This window comes from Microbulbifer sp. ALW1, from assembly GCF_009903625.1.
GTDB lineage: Bacteria > Pseudomonadota > Gammaproteobacteria > Pseudomonadales > Cellvibrionaceae > Microbulbifer.
The window spans coordinates 797,836-815,279 of record NZ_CP047569.1; the positions used below are offsets into that span (position 1 = coordinate 797,836).

The following is a 17,444-nucleotide window of genomic DNA, read 5'->3' on the forward strand; positions in this document are numbered from 1 at the left end:
GGTCTGTCTGAAACGCTAGCGGTATGCAGCCGGGTTTCAGGCCAACTGGTTTTTGTGCGCGGTGTGCAGTGTGTCGATCATACGATCCTCGGCGGCGAAGCGGGTTTCCAGTGCCACACCCAGCTCCGAGAGGTCTTTGGACAGTGCGCTGAGATCGTCGGTTTCCTGGTATTTGTCGTTGAAGTCCACTGCGGTATCGGTGGTGGCGTCGATTTCCCGGTAGAGGGCTTTCGCCTGTTGCAGTCCTTCAGTGTCGCCGAACGCCTGCCCTTCCTGGATCAGCTGGTCGTAGACTTCAAAGTGCCCGGCGGAAATATAATCCACAAGTTGCTGGCACAGGATGCGTACGCTGGCTTCCGCTTCTCGGCTGTTATCCGAGTTGCTGTCGCCAATGTCTTTTTTGTCCGACAGGGTGCAGAAGCTGACCAGCAGCGCCTGACGGGATTGCAGCCAGCGGTCGATAATCTGGCTGACGCCACCCCAGCGCTCCTGTGCGTTCTTACAGTTTTCCAACATCTCCAAGTTTCCTTTTGTGAACTCTTACAACTGCTCTTAGGAATGTAGAAGCTTATGCCGCCGCGGGCAAGGAAGACGCCACAAAAATGCGCCAGAAAGCGAAATCTGCCAGGCCTTCAGCAGGCCATTAATCAGACCCTTAATCAGTCTTTAAAAGGCACCGGCAAAAAGCGGTAGGAGCAGCGCGGTCAGGGCGCCACAGAGACCCATGGCCAGGGCGGAAAAAGCGCCAGTGAGCGCACTGATTTCCAGTGCGCGCACGGTACCTATGGCGTGGGCATTAATCCCCAGGGTAAAGCCGATAACCCGCTCATCGCGGATGCCCAGGAAACGTAGCAGCGATGGCCCGCACACGGCGCCGACAATACCGGTAAAGGCGACTACACCGGCAGCCAGGCTCTGGACGCCGTGCATTTCCTGGGCCAGTGCCAGGGCCACCGGGGTGGTTACCGACTTGGTGGTCAGTGCGATCAGCACCGTGCGGCTGCCTCCCAGAAGTGTGGCAATCACCACGGCGACCAGTGGGGCGAGTATGGCCCCGATCAACAGGCCCAGCATCAAAGGCCAGCCGGCCCTGCGCACCACGCCCAGATTCTGTTTGAGGGGAATGGCCAGCGCCACCACCGCGGGACCCAGCAGCAGGTACAGCAGGCCGCTGCCCTGTTGATAGCCGGGGAAGTCCACCCCGAGCAGCAATAGCCCGGCAAACACCAGCAGGCTGCCGCCCACCACTGGGTGCAGCAGCGGGCTGCCCAGGCGGCGATAGAGTTTCAGGCCGAGCCAGAAGCCGAGGATATTCAGCGGCAGAATGACCAGGGGGTGGGATGCAGACAGCGGTTGCAGAAACCCTTCAAGCACCTGCAGCAGCTGGGTCAGCCAGGACAGCAACTCAGCTTTCATGGTGTTCTCCCGAAGGCGCTTGCGCGCCGCTGCTGCGCCGGATCAGCCGGGCCAGCAGCAGCGCGGTAAGGGTAAGGCTGATCAGGGTGCCGATGATCATGGCGGCAATCAGGGCGAGCCAGTCACCGCCGGCGAGGTCGCGTAAAAAGTAGATACCCACGGTCGCGGGCAGAAAAATCAGTACCAGCAAGCGCAGTATCTGCTCGCCGACCAACGCCAGCCCGCGGGGTACGCGGCCGTAGAGCATCAGTGCCAGCAACAGCAGCAACATGCCCAGCACCGGGCCTGGCACTGGCAGCGACAGGCTGCCGACAAGGGTGCGCCCCAGCAGGTCGAAGGCGAGCAGTAGTACTGCGCCGCTTATCCACAGGGCGGCTTTCTTAAGCGCGATCACAGTCTTGAGCGCGATCACAGTATGGCGGCAATCAGTGCTTGCGAAACGCCTGCCACAGGCCAAACAGGATCAGCCCGACAAAACCCACGGCGGCCCAGCCGGCAATGGAGAGTCCGAGCATGGTCCACTGCACTTCGGCACAGTTGCCATCACCGGTGAGCAGGGTTTTGATGACTTCGGCCATGGGGAAGACGTCCACCATGTAGCTGATGCCTGGGCCGCAGGCGGGCACCTGATCTTCCGGCAGGCTTTGCAGCCACAGCTGGCGGCCGGAGAAGTAGAGGCCGCCGATGGCCCACAGGGAAACGAGCAGGCCGTAGATACGGCGACCGATATTGTTGACGCCCCGTGGGTTGTGCAGGAAGGCGATCAGTGAGGTGAGGCCAACGCCGAGGAACATCACGCGCTGGGTGATGCACAGTGGGCAGGGCTCGAGCCCCATCGCATATTCCATATAAAAGGCCACGCCCAGTACGAAGATGACGGCGAGGAACATGAGCAGGAAGGTGGTGCGGGGGCTTGGCAGGGTCATGTGGTTATTGTCCGTATTGCTGTCGAAACAGGGCCGCCTGTTGTGACAATTCGGTAAACAGTGAATAAAAGTCCTGTGCCAGCGCATCGCTGTCTTCCTGCAGCAGCGGCAGTATGTCTGCCAGTGGCTGCGGGCGCCGCAGGCGCATGCCTACGCGCTCGAGGGTGCGCTGGATTATTTCTACCTCGCGGTAGCCGGGCAGCAGTTTAAATTGCTCGGCCCGCTGAATAAATGCCTGGGCGTTTTCGGGTATCCATTGCTGGCGCTGTCGGAAGTTGGACCAGCAGTCTGCGGCAAAGGTTTCCAGGGGCTGCGGGTGCCAGTTAGACCACTGGCTGGCGAGGGCGTGATCGAACCAGATATCCAGGGCGATACCGCCGAGGCGGCGCCACTGGGGGCCGAGACGGGCGAGTGCGGATTTGTACGCGGGGTGCTGGTCGCTCAGCAAGTCGATACGCCGGTGCAGGCGCATGCCGTCTTCGATGGCCGGGGGTCTTTCGCCTTTCAATGGCCCTTTGACGAAGTCGCCCAACAGGCCGCCCAGTTGCCAGTCTGGATCGGGGCCGGACAGAACCAAGTGGGCTAGGTAATTCATAATCGTGCTCTGTGCGCTAGTCCTGTGGCACCTTAGCGTCAGGTTTCAGAGATCTCTCTGGCAGAACACATACTGGGCGTAATACTTGCCGAGAAAATCTTCAAAGCTGCCGGTGTCCCCTTCCTCAACCGCTTTCTGCTGTTGCAGGGACTCTGCTGCGAGTCGCACGAACTCGGCCTGCTCGGAATCGTCCAGCGGGCGCTCGAGGAAATACTGGCGGTGCTGTTCCGCTTTGGCCTGGGCCCACTGGAAGAAGGTTTGTTTGTGCTCGTGCATTTCCGCCAGCATCTGCGCCGCGGGGGTGGGGGTTTTACCGTCCACTTTTTCGCGCTGGGCGCTGACGGCACGCTGGTAGTCGTGACTGTCCCAGGCCTGGTCCAGCAGTTCTGCCATGGGTGCCATCTGGTCCAGCAGTTCGCCGGCCCAGTCGGTGAGTTTGCGCTCGCTACCGTTGTGGACCAGTCGCAGCTCCGGGTCGCGACCGCGGTAGACGATGCAGCTCTGGTTTTCCTGCACCGCGCGGTAGTCGGCGTCGTCGGTGAGGGGGCTGTCGCTAAGCAGGCAGTGCAGCAGGAAGGCGTCGAGGAAGCGCATCTGCGGGGCTTCGATGCCCAGTGGCACGAAGGGGTTGAGGTCGAGGCAGCGCACTTCGATGTATTCGACACCGCGGGCGTCGAGGGCCGACAGCGCGGTTTCGCCCATGCCGGCGGGGTTTTTCGGCCGGATCGGGGAGTAGAACTCGTTTTCGATCTGCAGCAGGCCGGTAGACAGCTGCTGGTAGTCGCCGTTGGCGTCCTTCACACCCTGTTTGTGGTAGGGCGGATAGGGCTTGCTGATGGCCGCGCACAGGGTGGACAGGTAGCTGGGCAGATCGTTGTAGCAGACGATCAGGGATTTCTGGGCGTCGCTGGTGTAACCGAGGTCGCCCATACGCAGGGAGGTCGCCTGGGGGGCGAAAAGGCTGCGGCCGTCGCCGTCGAAGGGCTCCAGCTTGTGTTCCCGATCCTGCACGAAGGTGCCGCACACCGCGGGGGCGGCGCCGAACAGGTAGATCAGCAGCCAGTAGTGCCGGCGGAAGTTGCGGATCAGGTCGAAGTAGCGGCGGGTTTTGAATTCCTGCAGGGACTCTTGTGTTCCCTCATCGCTACCGCTCTCTTTTTGCTGCAGCCATTGCCAGAAGGTGTCGGGCAGCGAGAAGTTGTAGTGAATACCGGCAATGGTCTGCATGGCGCGGCCGTAGCGCAGGCCGAGGCCGAGCCGGTAGATGCTTTTCATGGTGCCGCTGTGGGAGCTGCCGTAACGGGCGACCGGGATATTCTCATCGCGGCCGATACGCCCGGGCATGCTATTGACCCACAGGCGCTCGTCGCCGATCTGGCTGTAGGTGAAGCGGTGAATCTGGTCGAGTTTTTCCAGCGCCTGCTCGGGGGTGGCCACCGGCGGGGTGATGAACTCCAGCAGGGCTTCGGCAAAATCGGTGGTGATGCAGTCGTGGGTCAGCGCCGAGCCGAGGCCGGCCGGGTGCTCTGTCTGCGCCAGCTCACCCTCGGGAGAGACCCGCAGGCTCTCTTTTTCAATGCCGCGGCGAATGCCTTTGAGCAGGCTTAACGCCTCCGGTTTGGCCAGTTCGGCCAGATTGAAAGTGGGCACTCGAATCTCCTGTGAGCTGCCGGCAGCTGGCGCTGTGAATCCTAGGGTGGATCTGTGCAGCGCACCTTGTATGGGTTTCCGCCAGGGGGGTTTTGCGATGTCAGTCTCGCGCGGATATCCGGCCTAAATGGGGGCGCAATAAGTGAACTCAAGCGTGCAATTTTGCTCGTGGTATACGGCGCCCTGTAAACGCGGCGGACTAGGCCTGGCTGGTGGCGGATTCCGGCGGCTGGCCAGGCTCGATCTCCGGGGTGGTACCCGGGTACTGGTCCGGTGCGATTTCCGGCTCCGATTGTGGCGCTACTTCAGGGGCCGGCTGGGGATCGGCTTCCGGGTTCTGCTGCGGCGGGGCCTCGTTGGGATCCGGTTGCGGCAGTTCGTCCGGGTCGCCGGCACTTTGTGCTTCGCTGAACAGGGGTTCGGGGCTCAGTGCGTCGGCGGGGATCTGGGGGTGCTTTTTGGCGTCGAGTTCGCATTCGAGCAATTCGATACGCAGGGCGACGTTGCGGGTGTTGGCCTCGAACATCTGGTTGATGGCGACGTCCTTATACTCGGTGCGGAACAGCTTGGTGTTCTCGCGGCCGTCGATCCACTCGTTACTTTTGCTTAAAAACTGCTGGTGCTGGTTGGTCAGCACATAAACTTGGCTCATTCGGGGGCACAACGTTGCTCAGACATGGGGGCAGTTTAGCGGTGGCTTGGGGGAGGCTCAAGGATTGAGGGCAGTATCCTGCTGTATGAGCGGGGCAGGAAAGCGCTTGGCGAACTTGATGAGAAGGTGGCGATGCCGGGTACTGCTTTGCGAGACCTTCCGCGAGAGGGACCTCGCGGAAGAGCCCCCAGGGATGGGTTCACGGTGTGTCTCGCAAAGCAGTACCCGGTAGCGTCACCGCCACTGGGCTCTATCGGGGATTCAGAGCGCTTTCAGCGGGTAGTGCGCCGGGTAGGGTAAACGCGCGGAACCGCTGTCCACCGCGGCCCGGGCTACCGCCGCCGCTACTTCCGGCAGCAGGCGCGGGTCGGTGGGCTTTGGCAGTATGTAGTCGGCGCCAAAGCTCAGTTCCACACCGCCGTAACCGGCGCGCACTTCCTCGGGTACTTCCTCCCGGGCCAGTTTGCGGATGGCTTCGATTGCCGCCAGTTTCATATCTTCGTTGATGCGGGTGGCGCGCACGTCCAGGGCACCGCGGAAGATGAACGGGAAGCAGAGCACGTTGTTTACCTGGTTCGGGTAGTCCGAGCGGCCGGTGGCCATGATCAGGTCATCGCGGGTGGCGTGGGCCAGTTCTGGGGAAATCTCCGGGTTTGGATTCGAACAGGCGAAAACTACCGGCTTGTCGGCCATATGTGCCAGCTGCTCGGCGGAGAGCAGGTCCGGGCCGGATACGCCGAGGAATACGTCGGCGCCCTCGATGGCGTCGTCCAGGGTGCGCATTTCGGTGTCGCGCGCCCACTCCCCTTTATAGGCGTTGATGTCGCTGCGGCCGGAGTGGATGACACCGCGGCTGTCGAGCATGGTGATCTGGTCTTTCTTGGCGCCCGCCGCCAGCAGCAGTTTGCAGCAGGCGGTCGCGGCGGCACCGGCGCCGAGGCAGACGATGCGTACATCGGCCAGCTGTTTGCCCTGGATTTCCAGCGCGTTGAGCATGCCGGCGACGGTCACAATGGCGGTGCCGTGCTGGTCGTCGTGGAACACTGGTACCGAGCAGCGCTCGATCAGCGCTTCTTCAATGTGGAAACACTCCGGTGCCTTGATGTCTTCCAGGTTGATGCCGCCGAAGGTGTTGGCGATGGCGGCGACGGTTTCGATAAAGCGCTCGGGGCTCGGGCATTCGACTTCGATATCCACCGAGTTGATATCTGCGAAACGCTTGAACAGCAGGGATTTGCCCTCCATTACCGGCTTGGAAGCCAGCGGACCCAGGTTGCCGAGGCCGAGAATGGCACTGCCGTTGGAGATGACCGCCACTAGGTTGCCTTTGCCGGTGTAGAGATAGGCGGCCTCCGGATCCTTGGCGATCTCGCGCACTGGCTCGGCGACGCCGGGGCTGTAGGCCAGAGACAGGTCTTCCTGGGTCTGTGCGGGGGTTGTGAGCTCCACCGAAAGTTTGCCCGGTGTCGGCAAGGCGTGGTAATCGAGCGCGGCCTGGCGCAGGGAATCGGTCATTGGGATGTCATCTCTTGGGTTTGGAATGCGGCCAGAAATCTGCGACTGGCGGCAGGGTTACAGCGGATGTTTTTGATTTTATTGTGGGGGCCAATTCACCCCCTATCCGGGGCGTGAAGAATAACCGAGACGACTGAATATTCACAAGCTCAAAAACTGAGCTGTTCAGTTATTTTCTACTAATTTCGATAGTAAATTCGGAATCTGATGCAATAAACCATCGTTTATTTTTGGGGTTTGCGGATACATATCTCGCACCGCGGTCAACTAGCCAGCCTTTCACTACTATTTTGCGACCTTGCCAATCGCGCCCGATAAAGTGGCCATAATCCCGTTTCGGATCCAGTCGCACGGCCACCGGGCCGTCCAGTTCCAGCCACAGGAAGCGGTTGTGGTCGACCTTCTTGACGGTGCCGGCCAGGCGCACGAAACCGCCGTCGCCGGCGACGATATCCGCCGCTTGGACCAGTGGCCAGACGCCGGGTGCCCAGACGCCGCGCTGGTACTCGCGGGCCTCCTGTTCGCGGCTGGCCAGGCATTCGGCGAGGGTGAGATTGGGGGCCACGGCGATATGGAAGGCGAGCCCGGCCCGCAGCAGTGCAGATTCCAGGCTGTCGCCGCGGTGGTTGTAGACGTGCGCCAGCACCCGGCCGTGGTTATCGCGCCGGTCGCGATCGTATACCAGCTCCAGATCACCTCCGGCCAGGAAGCGCTGGGTAAACTCTTTCGCTTCCCGCGCCAGCGGTTGCGCCTGGTGTTGGCCGTGGGCGAGTTCCGGGGTGTTGACCCCGATAAGGCGAACTCGCCGGCCATCTTTGAGACGCAGAGTGTCGCCGTCGACCACCTTTTTGAGAGCGACCACTTCGTCGGCCTCTCCCATAACGCAGTCCGCTGCGGCACTAAACGGTGCCAGCAGAAGAGTAATGGCGTAAAAAGGAACATAAAAAAAGGCACCGAGGGAAACCCAGGGTGCCTTTGCTGCAGCACACATGGCCAGGGCCTGTGCGATGCCTGCGCGAAACGCGGCCGTTACTTGGAGATACGGCTGCCGAAACGCTTCTTGAAGCGGTCTACGCGGCCACCGGTGCTGGCCTGCTTCTGCTTGCCAGTGTAGAACGGGTGGCAGTTGGAGCAGACGTCCAGCTGGAGGTCTTTGCCCAGGGTAGAACCCATTTTGAATACGTTGCCACAGGAGCAAGTCGCATTGATTTCGGCGTAGTTCGGATGGATATCGGTCTTCATGATGGCCTCTTCTCGACACCGCCACCCAATCTTTCGCTGAGCACGGAATCGTCATTGGAGCAGGGGAGGATTCCCCGGGCTGTTTAAAAAGTCGGCGCATACTATCAGATTAGCCCGCTGATTCAAGCGGAACCTTCTGCGTTATCATCGCCCTTTTGCGCCGGTAGTAGGGAGATGCGCTTTGGATGTGATCGGGGGGCAGAAGTATCCAGTTCGGGAACCATCAGTCATCTTACGGTTGGCTGTGCCAGTGCCCCTGCGCCGCCTGTTTGACTACCTGCCACCGGAAGGTCTGAGCGCCGATGACCTGCGTCCCGGGCAGCGCTTCTGGGTGCCCTTCGGCAACCGCAGCCTGGTGGCAGTGCTGGTGGAACTGGTACCGGAGTCGCCGCTGGCGGAACTGAAGCCGGCACTGGAACGCATCGATCGCCTTCCCATTTTTGATGACCGCAGCCGTCAGTTCCTGCAGTGGGCTGCGGACTACTATCAGGCCCCTCTGGGTGAGCTCTACGCCGCCGCCCTGCCGGTGGCGCTGCGCAAGGGTAAGCCCGCGGACCACTGGGCGGAGCCGTGGCTGGAACTGACCACCGAGGGCAAGGGCCTGCCGGAAACCGCCCTCGCCCGCGCCCCCAAGCAGCAGACGCTGCTGCAATTGCTGCTGAATAAAGGCCGCCAGAGTCGCACCGCCCTGAATGCCCAGGGGCTCAACGCGCCGGTGTGCAAGGCGCTGATCGAGCGCAACCTCGCCCGCTGGGTTGCCGGACCCACCGCGCCGCCGCCACTGGAACAGGTGGCGCCGCGGCCGGCACCGGAACTGAATGACGAACAGCGCCAGGTCATCGCTGCCGTCGAATTCGGCAAATTCAATGCATCGCTGGTGGAGGGCACCACCGGCAGTGGCAAAACCGAGATTTACCTGCAGTTGATGGAGCGCGCGCTGCAGCAGGGCAATCAGGCGCTGTTGCTGGTGCCTGAAATCGGCCTGACGCCACAGACCCTGCGCCGTATTGCCGCGCGCTTTCCCGACTTTCGTATCGCTGCGCTGCACTCGGGCCTCGCCGATGGCGAGCGCGCCCGCGCCTGGCTGTCGGCCGCCAGTGGCGTCGCGGATATCGTGATAGGCACCCGCTCCGCCATCTTTACCCCGCTGCCGCGCCTGGGGGTGATACTGGTGGACGAAGAGCACGATGGCTCCTTCAAGCAGCAGGACGGTGTGCGCTACTCTGCGCGGGATCTCTCCCTGGTGCTGGCGCGCAGCGCCAATGTACCTGTATTGCTCGGCAGCGCCACGCCATCCCTGGAAAGCCTGCACAACGCCCTCTCCGGCCGCTACCAGCACCTGCGACTGCGTCACCGCGCCGGCAACGCCCGCCCGCCGCAAATCAGCCTGGTACCCACCCTGCACCAGCAATTGCAGGAGGGCTTTGCACCCCAGGTGCTGCGCCATATCGGCGATACCCTGCAGCGCGGTGAGCAGGCACTGGTGTTTATCAACCGCCGCGGTTACGCCCCGGCGATTACCTGCGAAGACTGCGGCTGGCTCGCCGATTGCCCCCACTGCTCCAGCAAGCTCACCCTGCACCGGCGCCAGCGCCACCTGCGCTGTCACCACTGCGACTATCGCCAGCGAGAGGTGCACGCCTGCCCCCAGTGCCACAGCCGCAACCTCAATGCCCTGGGCGCTGGCACCGAGCGCAGTGAGGACTTCCTTACCCACACCTTCAACCAGTTCCCGGTGATCCGCGTCGACCGCGATACCACAGGCAGCAAACAGGCCCTCGATCGGCTGCTGGAGCCGGCGCGCAATGGCGAGCCCTGCCTGCTGCTGGGCACCCAGATGCTGGCCAAGGGCCACCATCTGCCGAAAGTGACCCTGGTAGTAATACAGGACGCCGACGGCGGCCTGTTCAGCGCCGACTTCCGTGCGCCCGAACGCATGGGGCAGCTGCTGGAGCAGGTGGCCGGTCGCGCCGGTCGCGGCGACCTGCCCGGCCACGTGCTGGTACAGAGCCGTTACCCCGAGCACCCCATGCTGCAGTTGCTGCTGAACAAAGGCTACGGCGCCTTTGCGCGCCAGCTGCTGGAAGAGCGCCAGATCACCCAGCTGCCGCCGGTGCGCGCCATGGCCCTGGTGCGTGCCGAATGCGAAGAGCCCCGCTGGGCGGAAGAGTTTCTCACCAACGCCCGCCAGTACCTCGAAGCCCTGGCGCCGCCTTCGCCGGAATTGCAGTACCTGGGTCCGGTGCCCGCGTTGCTGGAGCGCAAGTCCGGCCGTTTCCGCTTCTATATCCAGATCACCGCGGAAAAACGCGGCCTGCTGCAGAAGCTGCTGGCCAACTTCTGCCACTGGGCCGAAAGCAATAAAAACCGCCGCCTGCGCTGGGCGGTGGATATGGACGCCCAGGAATTATCCTAAACCCCGCGCACAGGCCCGGCGCAGGGGTTACAATTTGCCGCCAGTAAAACATCCGCAAAGTTCGAGAGAAGAGTCATGGCCCGCCGCAATACCCGCCGCCAACAATCCACCGGAAAACCCGCCTGGGTCTGGTTTGTACTCGGCAACTTCGTCGGCGGCTTCGCAGTCTTCGTATTCCTGCTCAATGACCTCAAAACCGAGCAGGTGCGGGTTGCCAGCAAAGCGAGCAAGCCCGCTGCAGAACGGGGGGCGCCGGAAGAATCCAAGCCGCGCTTCGATTTCTACACCCTGCTGGAAGAAAACGAAGTCAAAGTCCCCAAACCCAAGACCCCGTCGACCCGGGCAAGGGACTCTCGTGGAGAAAGTGGTAGTGACAGCAGCGCAACCACTGCCCAGGCCGCAGCGCCCAAAGACGAGCTGGTGTATATCCTCCAGGCCGCCAGCTTCCGCGACGCCGCCGAAGCCGAGCGCCTGCGCGCCCAGCTGATGCTGGCCAACCTCGAGGCAAAAGTGGAATCCGCCACCGACAGTCGCGGCACCTGGCACCGGGTCCTCGTCGGCCCCTACGACAATCGCTCCAAAGTGGCCAAAGCCCGCAGTATCCTGGCGGAACACAGCCTGATGCCGCTGGTATTGAAGCGTCCAGCGAAGGGATAAGAAAGAGAAGAGAGGTTGGATTGCTGTCGCGCAGCGGCGGCAATTCAGGTTCGCTTGGCGACTATTCAGTCTCCACCAGTTTGCGGGTAATCCAGTGCGCCACCGGCGCAATCACCGACACCAGCGGAAATGCAATCACCCAGGCCACCAGCCCCGCGTGTAACCAGCGGGTCAGAAAGCCCTCGGTAATACCCGTATTCATCACCGTCACCACCCCCGACATCATGGTCGACATGAAAAACGACATAAACAGGGCAAAAACCAGGGTGTAATAACGACGCTTGATGCGGGCCACGGGTAATCTCCACACAACCTCAGAAGAAGGCGCGCATTATAGGCCGTCAAACCAGAAGTTGAAATTTGCCCCCCTCGACCACACTTAGTGCAACTGAAACCAAAACACAGAGGCACACGTGGAACAATATCGCGGCACAACCATTCTCTCCTGCCGACGTAACGGCAAAGTCGTCATCGGCGGAGACGGACAAGTCTCCATGGGCAACACCATCATGAAAGGCAACGCCCGCAAAGTACGCCGCCTCTATGACGACAAAGTCATCGCCGGATTCGCCGGCGGCACCGCCGACGCCTTCACCCTGTTCGAACGCTTCGAAGCCAAACTCCAGGCCTACAACGGCCAGCTCACCCGCGCCGCCGTCGAACTCGCCAAAGACTGGCGTACCGACCGCGCCCTGCGCCGTCTCGAAGCTCTGCTCGCCGTCGCCGACGAAACCGCCAGCCTGATCGTCACTGGCAACGGCGACGTCATCCAACCGGAAGACGACCTCATCGCCATCGGCTCCGGCGGCCCCTTTGCCCAGTCCGCAGCGCGCGCATTACTCGACAACACCGACATGGATGCCCGCAGCATCGTAGAGCAGGGGCTGAAAATCGCCGGTGATATCTGCGTATACACCAACCAGAATCACACCATCGAAGAACTGAGTTACTGAGCGAAAAATTTCTAACGAAGTTATTCGCCACGAATTGAAGGTGGGGTGCCGGGTACGGGTTTTTGAAAGCGTCGGCGACAAGGATGTCGCCGACGCAGCGTACAGGGACGTATTCACAGCGGTTTCAAAAACCCGTACCCGGTGCCCCGCCGCCACCGCACCAGCTTCGAAGCTTACGATGCTGGAACGAAGCGAAAAGAATCCGAGAAAGACCATGTCCAATATGACCCCCAGAGAAATCGTCCACGAACTCGACCGCCATATCGTCGGCCAGAACGACGCCAAGCGCGCCGTCGCCATCGCCCTGCGCAACCGCTGGCGCCGCATGCAGGTCAACGAAGAACTGCGCGCGGAAATTACCCCGAAAAACATCCTCATGATCGGCCCTACTGGCGTCGGTAAAACCGAAATCGCCCGCCGCCTCGCCAAACTCGCCGGCGCACCCTTTATCAAAGTCGAAGCCACCAAATTCACCGAAGTCGGCTACGTCGGCCGCGATGTTGAATCGATCGTCCGCGACCTCGTTGAAATGGCCATCAAGCTCGAACGCGAACGCGCCATGGCTGGCGTAGAACAGCGAGCCATGGATGCCGCCGAAGAGCGCGTACTCGACGCCCTGCTGCCCCCCGCACGCAGCACCGAACCCGGCGACCGCGACTCCAGCACCCGCCAGGTCTTCCGCAAGAAACTGCGCGAAGGTGAACTCAACGACAAAGAAATCGACATCGACGTCTCCGCCAGCCCCATGGGTGTCGAAATCATGGCCCCCCCGGGCATGGAAGAAATGACCAACCAGCTGCAGGGCATGTTCTCCAATATGTCCAAAGGCAAAACCCAGAAGCGCAAGCTCACCGTCAAGCAGGCGCTCAAGCAGCTCACCAGTGACGAAGCCGCCAAACTGGTCAACGACGAAGAAATCAAAACCAAAGCCATCCAGTCTGCCGAGCAGAACGGCATTGTGTTTATCGATGAAATCGACAAAGTGGCCAAGCGCCAGGAAAGTGGTGGCGCCGACGTTTCCCGCGAAGGTGTGCAGCGCGACCTGCTGCCGCTGATCGAAGGCTGCACCGTCACCACCAAATACGGCATGATCAAGACCGACCATATCCTGTTCATCGCCTCCGGTGCCTTCCATCTGTCGAAGCCGTCCGACCTGATCCCGGAACTGCAGGGCCGCCTGCCGATTCGCGTGGAATTGAGTTCACTCACCTCCAATGACTTCCAGCGCATTCTCACCGAGCCCAGCGCGTCATTGACCGAGCAGCAGAAAGCGCTGATGAGCACCGAAGGTGTGACGCTGAGCTTCTCCGAAGACGGCATCCGCCGTATCGCCGAAGTGGCATTTGAGGTGAATGAAACCACCGAGAATATCGGTGCCCGCCGCCTGCACACCGTGCTGGAACGACTGTTGGAAGAAATTTCTTTCACCGGTGGCGACGGCGAAACGGCACTCAATATCGATGCGGCCTATGTGGATAAGCAACTGGGAGAGTTGAGCAAGGACGAAGATCTTTCCCGCTTTATTCTTTAATGTCCCAGTGCTGCAAGGGCCGAACCCGGCCCCTGCAGCACACCTGTATCCGGAATCGATCATGTCCCCACCTAAAAAAATCCGCCTGGATAAATCGGAAAGGAAACTCAATCTTCAATATTCCGACGGTGAATTTTCCCTGCCCGCCGAATATCTCCGCGTCTATTCCCCCAGCGCCGAAGTGCGCGGCCACGGTATCGGCGAGGGCACCCTGGTGAGTGGGAAAATCCATGTCGGTATCGACAAGGTAGCTGCCGCCGGCCGCTACGCACTGCAGATATTTTTTGATGATGGCCACGACAGTGGTATCTATACCTGGGCCTATCTGCGGGAACTGTGCGAGCAACATGCGCAGAAGTGGCAGGCCTATCTGACGCGCCTGCAACAGCAGGGCAAAGGCCGCGATCCGGATGAGAGTGCCGTGAAATTTATCGGCTGAAAAAATTGAATGGCTGACGCGCGGCTGATGTTCGCAGCGCAGTCATGATCATAACGACAGTCGTCGCCTCCTCAATGCCAATCATTTCCCATTTCTTCTTTTGTTCATAAAGATGTGAAAAAGCTGTAACACCATCGTCACCTACTGACGCATTTAATGCGCCCTCTTTGTTGAAACTGCCAGGGGGGCAAACAGAATGGTCAAGCAGGTCAATTGCAGGCTGCGCTCGTTTACAGCGAGTGCAGCAGTGGCGTTTTCCGCCACCTTTTCCGCTACATTTTCCATAGTCGCAGCCGCCGAACTGCCGGACTATCAAAAAAACAGTGCATGGTTCAGCGCCGGTGAAGCGCAACTCGCCACCAAGCTCGCCGATCAACGCAGCGAGCGCACCGCAAAAAATGTCATCCTGTTCGTGGGGGACGGCATGGGGGTTACCACCCTCACCGCGGCCCGCATTCTCGAGGGCCAGCTGCGCGGCGAAAACGGTGAGGAAAATCTGCTTTCCTTCGAGGAATTTCCCTACACGGCGCTGATAAAAACTTACAACACCAACCAGCAGACACCGGATTCCGCTGGCACCATGACCGCGATGATGACCGGGGTAAAAACCCGCGCGGGCGTGATCAATGTGGACAGCGACGGCCTGCGTTCGGACTGCGCCGGTGTTGCCGGTAACGAGCTGCGCACCTTTCTTGAATTGATGGAAGACCAGGGCCGCAGCACCGGCATCGTCTCCACCGCACGCATTACTCACGCGACGCCGGCGGCGACCTACGCCCGCTCGCCCGAGCGCAACTGGGAATCCAACGACGGCCTGAGTACCGAAGCGGTAGAGAACGGTTGCCGTGATATCGCCGCCCAGCTGGTAAGCCTGGATGTGGGCGATGGCATTGATGCCATCCTGGGTGGCGGTCGCCGTCACTTCATCACCGCCGACAACGGCGGCAAGCGCACCGACGAGCGCGACCTGACCGCCGAATGGCAGGAGCGTTACAGCGACCAGAATGCGGTGTATGTGCAGAACGGCACTGAACTGGCGAGCACCGATTTCGCCACTACCGACAAACTGCTCGGCCTCTTCACCAGCTCGCACATGAGCTACGACGCCGACCGCATTGCCAGCGCCAAAGACGAACCGTCCATTGCGCAAATGACCGCAAGTGCCATCGACCTGCTGGCAAAAAATGACAATGGCTATTTCCTGATGGTGGAATCCGGCCGCATCGACCACGGCCACCACGCGGGCAACGCCTACAACGCGCTGCACGACACCATTGCTTTCTCCGATGCCATTCGTGCAGCGGCGGAAAAAGTGAATCTGGAAGAAACCCTGATTCTGGTCACTGCTGACCACAGTCATGTGATGACCATTGCCGGCTATGCCACCCGCGGCAACCCGATCCTCGGCAAAGTGGAGACCAACGATGGCACCGGTGCCCCGGTGGGCGAGCCTGCGCTGGCGGATGATGACCAGCCCTACACGGTTTTGTCCTATGCCAATGGCCTGGGCTTTGCCGATCTCGGCGACGAAACCGATGCGGACGTGCGCTACGGCATGCCGGTAGACACCGGGCGCGTGAACCTAACCGACGTCAACACCCAGGCGCCGGGTTTCCACCAGGAAGCCATGGTGCCTTTCTCCGGCGGTGAGTCCCACGCAGGGGAAGACATCAGTCTGCACGCCATTGGCGCCGGTGCCGAAATGGTACAGGGCACGCTGGAACAGAACGCGATATTTCACCTGATGATCGGCGCCACCGGGCTGCCGGTCAGCGCGGAATAATTGGGGGCAAATCATGCAACGGAACAGATTCTTTATCGCTTTCACCGCGGCTTTTGGTATCACCCTGGCCGCCTGCAGTGACAACAACTCAAACTCGAACAACCAGACCCCGGAGCCGCAACCGGAGCCGGAAGAGCAGAGCCTGAGCCTGCCGGAATCCCAGCGCGGCAGCAGCTGGTATGTCAATGGCGAGCAGGCCGTCAGCAATACCCGTGAGGTGAGCGTCAACAATGAAGCCGGGGCCGCGAAAAACGTGATCCTGTTTGTGGGCGACGGCATGGGCATTTCCACCGTTACCGCTGCGCGTATTCTCGCCGGCCAGATGCAGGGCCAGAACGGCGAGGAGTACCAGCTCAGTTTTGAAAAGATGCCCTTTGCCGGCCTGGTCAAAACCTACAACACCAACCAGCAGACCCCGGACTCCGCCGGTACCGCCACGGCGATGCTCGCCGGGGTAAAAACCAAGGCCGGTGTGATCAATGTCGATGAAACCGTAGATCGCAGCGACTGTGCTGCCAGCCTCGAGCGCCCGCTCACCACCGCGGTGGAACTGGCGGAAGCGCTGGGCAAAAGCACCGGCGTCATCAGCACCGCGCGCATCACCCACGCGACTCCGGCTGCGGCTTACGCCAAGGTCCCGGAGCGCAACTGGGAATACAGCGCCCCGGATGGCTGTAAAGATATTGCGACCCAGCTGGTGGCGCTGGAAGCGGGCGACGGTATCGATGTGATCATGGGCGGTGGCCGTCGCGGTTTCCTGCCCCCTGAGGTGATCGATGCCGAAGGCAGTGCCGGTCGCCGCAGCGATGGCGTCAACCTGGTGGAGACCTGGCAGCAGCGTTACAGCGATGGTGTGACCAACGCCTTGTACATACAAGAACAGCAGGCGTTTGACGGCATCGACGTGGCCAGCACCGACAAACTGTTGGGCCTCTTTGCAAGTTCGCACATGCGCTATGAAGCGGACCGTAACAACGATATCGGTGGCGAGCCTTCCCTGTCGCAAATGACCGGCAAGGCCATCGAGCTGCTGGGCAAAAATGACAAGGGTTACTTCATGCTGGTGGAGTCCGGCCGTATCGACCACGGTCACCACGCCGGCAGCGCCTACAGCGCGCTCACCGATGCCATCGAGTTTGCCAATGCCATTCAGGTGGCCATGGACAACACCGATGCGGAAGACACCCTGATTGTGGTCACCGCGGATCACAGTCATGTGATGACCATTGCCGGCTATCCCACCCGCGGCAATCCGATTCTCGGCAAAGTGGTTACCAATGACGGCAGCGGCCTGCCGCAGCCGGGTCTGGCGCTGGCAGATGATGGCATGCCCTACACCACCATCACCTACACCAATGGCCTGGGCCACGCCCACTACGGCAGCGGTACCGATGCGGATGATCGCTACGAGGATCCGGTCAGCGCCGGTCGCCAGGATATTGCGGCGGACGATACCCAGGCGGCGGGTTACCACCAGGAGGCGCTGGTGCCCATGGGCGGTGGTGAAACCCACGCGGGTGAAGATGTCGGTGTCTGGGCCCGCGGCCCCGGTGCGCACCTGTTGTCTGGTACCAATGAGCAGAGTTATCTCTTCCACGTGATGGCTCATGCCGGCGGCTTGTTGGGCGAGGAATAACACCGTTAGCTGTTCGGCGCAGCGAGCGATCGC

General features: G+C 61.2%; 18 protein-coding genes. 7 read left to right on the forward strand and 11 right to left on the reverse strand.

Annotated features, from left to right (window positions below; translation table 11 throughout):
• Positions 1-36: 36 nt before the first annotated feature.
• From rsd to rpmE, 10 genes are all read right to left on the reverse strand, one after another.
• Positions 37-516 carry a sigma D regulator gene (gene rsd, locus GRX76_RS03230; protein ID WP_160151993.1) on the reverse strand — a complete coding sequence of 160 codons (480 nt, stop codon included), beginning with the start codon at positions 514-516 and terminating at the stop codon, positions 37-39.
• A 150-nt stretch (positions 517-666) separates the two neighbouring features.
• A complete protein-coding gene (locus GRX76_RS03235; protein WP_160151994.1) occupies positions 667-1,416 on the reverse strand; it encodes an LrgB family protein in 750 nt (249 codons plus the stop codon).
• Complete coding sequence (locus GRX76_RS03240; protein ID WP_160151995.1) at positions 1,406-1,828, reverse strand: CidA/LrgA family protein; 423 nt, start codon at positions 1,826-1,828, stop codon at positions 1,406-1,408. The genes GRX76_RS03235 and GRX76_RS03240 overlap by 11 nt, the downstream gene beginning before the upstream one ends.
• 13 nt (positions 1,829-1,841) lie before the next feature.
• Positions 1,842-2,342, reverse strand: coding sequence for a disulfide bond formation protein B (locus GRX76_RS03245; RefSeq protein ID WP_160151996.1), 501 nt, complete (start codon positions 2,340-2,342; stop codon positions 1,842-1,844).
• A 4-nt stretch (positions 2,343-2,346) separates the two neighbouring features.
• Entirely contained in the window at positions 2,347-2,937 is a 591-nt protein-coding gene (locus tag GRX76_RS03250) for an ACP phosphodiesterase (protein WP_160151997.1), read from the reverse strand.
• A 45-nt stretch (positions 2,938-2,982) separates the two neighbouring features.
• Positions 2,983-4,587, reverse strand: a complete 1,605-nt coding sequence (gene gshA, locus GRX76_RS03255; protein WP_160151998.1) for a glutamate--cysteine ligase — start codon at positions 4,585-4,587, stop codon at positions 2,983-2,985.
• A gap of 199 nt (positions 4,588-4,786) precedes the next feature.
• Positions 4,787-5,239, reverse strand: coding sequence for a hypothetical protein (locus GRX76_RS03260; RefSeq protein ID WP_160151999.1), 453 nt, complete (start codon positions 5,237-5,239; stop codon positions 4,787-4,789).
• Between the two features lie 261 nt (positions 5,240-5,500).
• A complete protein-coding gene (locus GRX76_RS03265; RefSeq protein WP_160152000.1) occupies positions 5,501-6,754 on the reverse strand; it encodes a malic enzyme-like NAD(P)-binding protein in 1,254 nt (417 codons plus the stop codon).
• A gap of 169 nt (positions 6,755-6,923) precedes the next feature.
• Positions 6,924-7,745: a thermonuclease family protein gene (locus tag GRX76_RS03270; RefSeq protein ID WP_160152001.1), complete on the reverse strand. Its 822-nt coding sequence runs from the start codon at positions 7,743-7,745 to the stop codon at positions 6,924-6,926.
• A 38-nt stretch (positions 7,746-7,783) separates the two neighbouring features.
• Positions 7,784-7,996 (reverse strand): 50S ribosomal protein L31, encoded by a 213-nt coding sequence (gene rpmE / locus GRX76_RS03275; RefSeq protein WP_160152002.1) that lies wholly within the window; start codon positions 7,994-7,996, stop codon positions 7,784-7,786.
• A gap of 187 nt (positions 7,997-8,183) precedes the next feature.
• Between rpmE and GRX76_RS03280 the strand changes: the two genes are divergently transcribed.
• Both GRX76_RS03280 and GRX76_RS03285 read left to right on the forward strand, forming a co-directional pair.
• Positions 8,184-10,412 (forward strand): primosomal protein N', encoded by a 2,229-nt coding sequence (locus tag GRX76_RS03280; protein ID WP_255461865.1) that lies wholly within the window; start codon positions 8,184-8,186, stop codon positions 10,410-10,412.
• A gap of 75 nt (positions 10,413-10,487) precedes the next feature.
• Complete coding sequence (locus GRX76_RS03285; RefSeq protein ID WP_160152003.1) at positions 10,488-11,069, forward strand: SPOR domain-containing protein; 582 nt, start codon at positions 10,488-10,490, stop codon at positions 11,067-11,069.
• A gap of 61 nt (positions 11,070-11,130) precedes the next feature.
• On the opposite strand, the gene GRX76_RS03290 is transcribed toward GRX76_RS03285, so the two are convergent.
• On the reverse strand, positions 11,131-11,364 hold the full coding sequence (locus tag GRX76_RS03290) for a DUF2798 domain-containing protein (protein WP_201276896.1): 234 nt from the start codon (positions 11,362-11,364) through the stop codon (positions 11,131-11,133).
• Positions 11,365-11,482: 118 nt separating this feature from the next.
• Between GRX76_RS03290 and hslV the strand changes: the two genes are divergently transcribed.
• The 5 genes from hslV to GRX76_RS03315 all read left to right on the forward strand — a co-directional run bounded on the left by hslV (position 11,483) and on the right by GRX76_RS03315 (position 17,411).
• On the forward strand, positions 11,483-12,022 hold the full coding sequence (gene hslV / locus GRX76_RS03295; RefSeq protein WP_160152004.1) for an ATP-dependent protease subunit HslV: 540 nt from the start codon (positions 11,483-11,485) through the stop codon (positions 12,020-12,022).
• Positions 12,023-12,236: 214 nt separating this feature from the next.
• Positions 12,237-13,553: an ATP-dependent protease ATPase subunit HslU gene (gene hslU, locus GRX76_RS03300; protein ID WP_160152005.1), complete on the forward strand. Its 1,317-nt coding sequence runs from the start codon at positions 12,237-12,239 to the stop codon at positions 13,551-13,553.
• A 61-nt stretch (positions 13,554-13,614) separates the two neighbouring features.
• Complete coding sequence (locus GRX76_RS03305) at positions 13,615-13,992, forward strand: gamma-butyrobetaine hydroxylase-like domain-containing protein (protein WP_160152006.1); 378 nt, start codon at positions 13,615-13,617, stop codon at positions 13,990-13,992.
• A gap of 196 nt (positions 13,993-14,188) precedes the next feature.
• Complete coding sequence (locus tag GRX76_RS03310) at positions 14,189-15,775, forward strand: alkaline phosphatase (RefSeq protein ID WP_160152007.1); 1,587 nt, start codon at positions 14,189-14,191, stop codon at positions 15,773-15,775.
• A gap of 13 nt (positions 15,776-15,788) precedes the next feature.
• Positions 15,789-17,411, forward strand: a complete 1,623-nt coding sequence (locus GRX76_RS03315) for an alkaline phosphatase (RefSeq protein ID WP_160152008.1) — start codon at positions 15,789-15,791, stop codon at positions 17,409-17,411.
• Positions 17,412-17,444 lie beyond the last annotated feature (33 nt).

What these genes read in the sequence shown, in the direction of transcription:
- GRX76_RS03260 (WP_160151999.1), bottom strand. Translation starts at nt 5,239, where the DNA reads ATGAGCCAAGTTTATGTGCTGACCAACCAGCACCAGCAGTTTTTAAGC.
- GRX76_RS03250 (WP_160151997.1), bottom strand. Translation starts at nt 2,937, where the DNA reads ATGAATTACCTAGCCCACTTGGTTCTGTCCGGCCCCGATCCAGACTGG.
- GRX76_RS03265 (WP_160152000.1), bottom strand. Translation starts at nt 6,754, where the DNA reads ATGACCGATTCCCTGCGCCAGGCCGCGCTCGATTACCACGCCTTGCCG.
- GRX76_RS03235 (WP_160151994.1), bottom strand. Translation starts at nt 1,416, where the DNA reads ATGAAAGCTGAGTTGCTGTCCTGGCTGACCCAGCTGCTGCAGGTGCTT.
- hslU (WP_160152005.1), top strand. Translation starts at nt 12,237, where the DNA reads ATGTCCAATATGACCCCCAGAGAAATCGTCCACGAACTCGACCGCCAT.
- GRX76_RS03285 (WP_160152003.1), top strand. Translation starts at nt 10,488, where the DNA reads ATGGCCCGCCGCAATACCCGCCGCCAACAATCCACCGGAAAACCCGCC.
- GRX76_RS03315 (WP_160152008.1), top strand. Translation starts at nt 15,789, where the DNA reads ATGCAACGGAACAGATTCTTTATCGCTTTCACCGCGGCTTTTGGTATC.
- GRX76_RS03310 (WP_160152007.1), top strand. Translation starts at nt 14,189, where the DNA reads ATGGTCAAGCAGGTCAATTGCAGGCTGCGCTCGTTTACAGCGAGTGCA.
- rpmE (WP_160152002.1), bottom strand. Translation starts at nt 7,996, where the DNA reads ATGAAGACCGATATCCATCCGAACTACGCCGAAATCAATGCGACTTGC.
- rsd (WP_160151993.1), bottom strand. Translation starts at nt 516, where the DNA reads ATGTTGGAAAACTGTAAGAACGCACAGGAGCGCTGGGGTGGCGTCAGC.
- GRX76_RS03245 (WP_160151996.1), bottom strand. Translation starts at nt 2,342, where the DNA reads ATGACCCTGCCAAGCCCCCGCACCACCTTCCTGCTCATGTTCCTCGCC.
- GRX76_RS03305 (WP_160152006.1), top strand. Translation starts at nt 13,615, where the DNA reads ATGTCCCCACCTAAAAAAATCCGCCTGGATAAATCGGAAAGGAAACTC.
- GRX76_RS03270 (WP_160152001.1), bottom strand. Translation starts at nt 7,745, where the DNA reads ATGTGTGCTGCAGCAAAGGCACCCTGGGTTTCCCTCGGTGCCTTTTTT.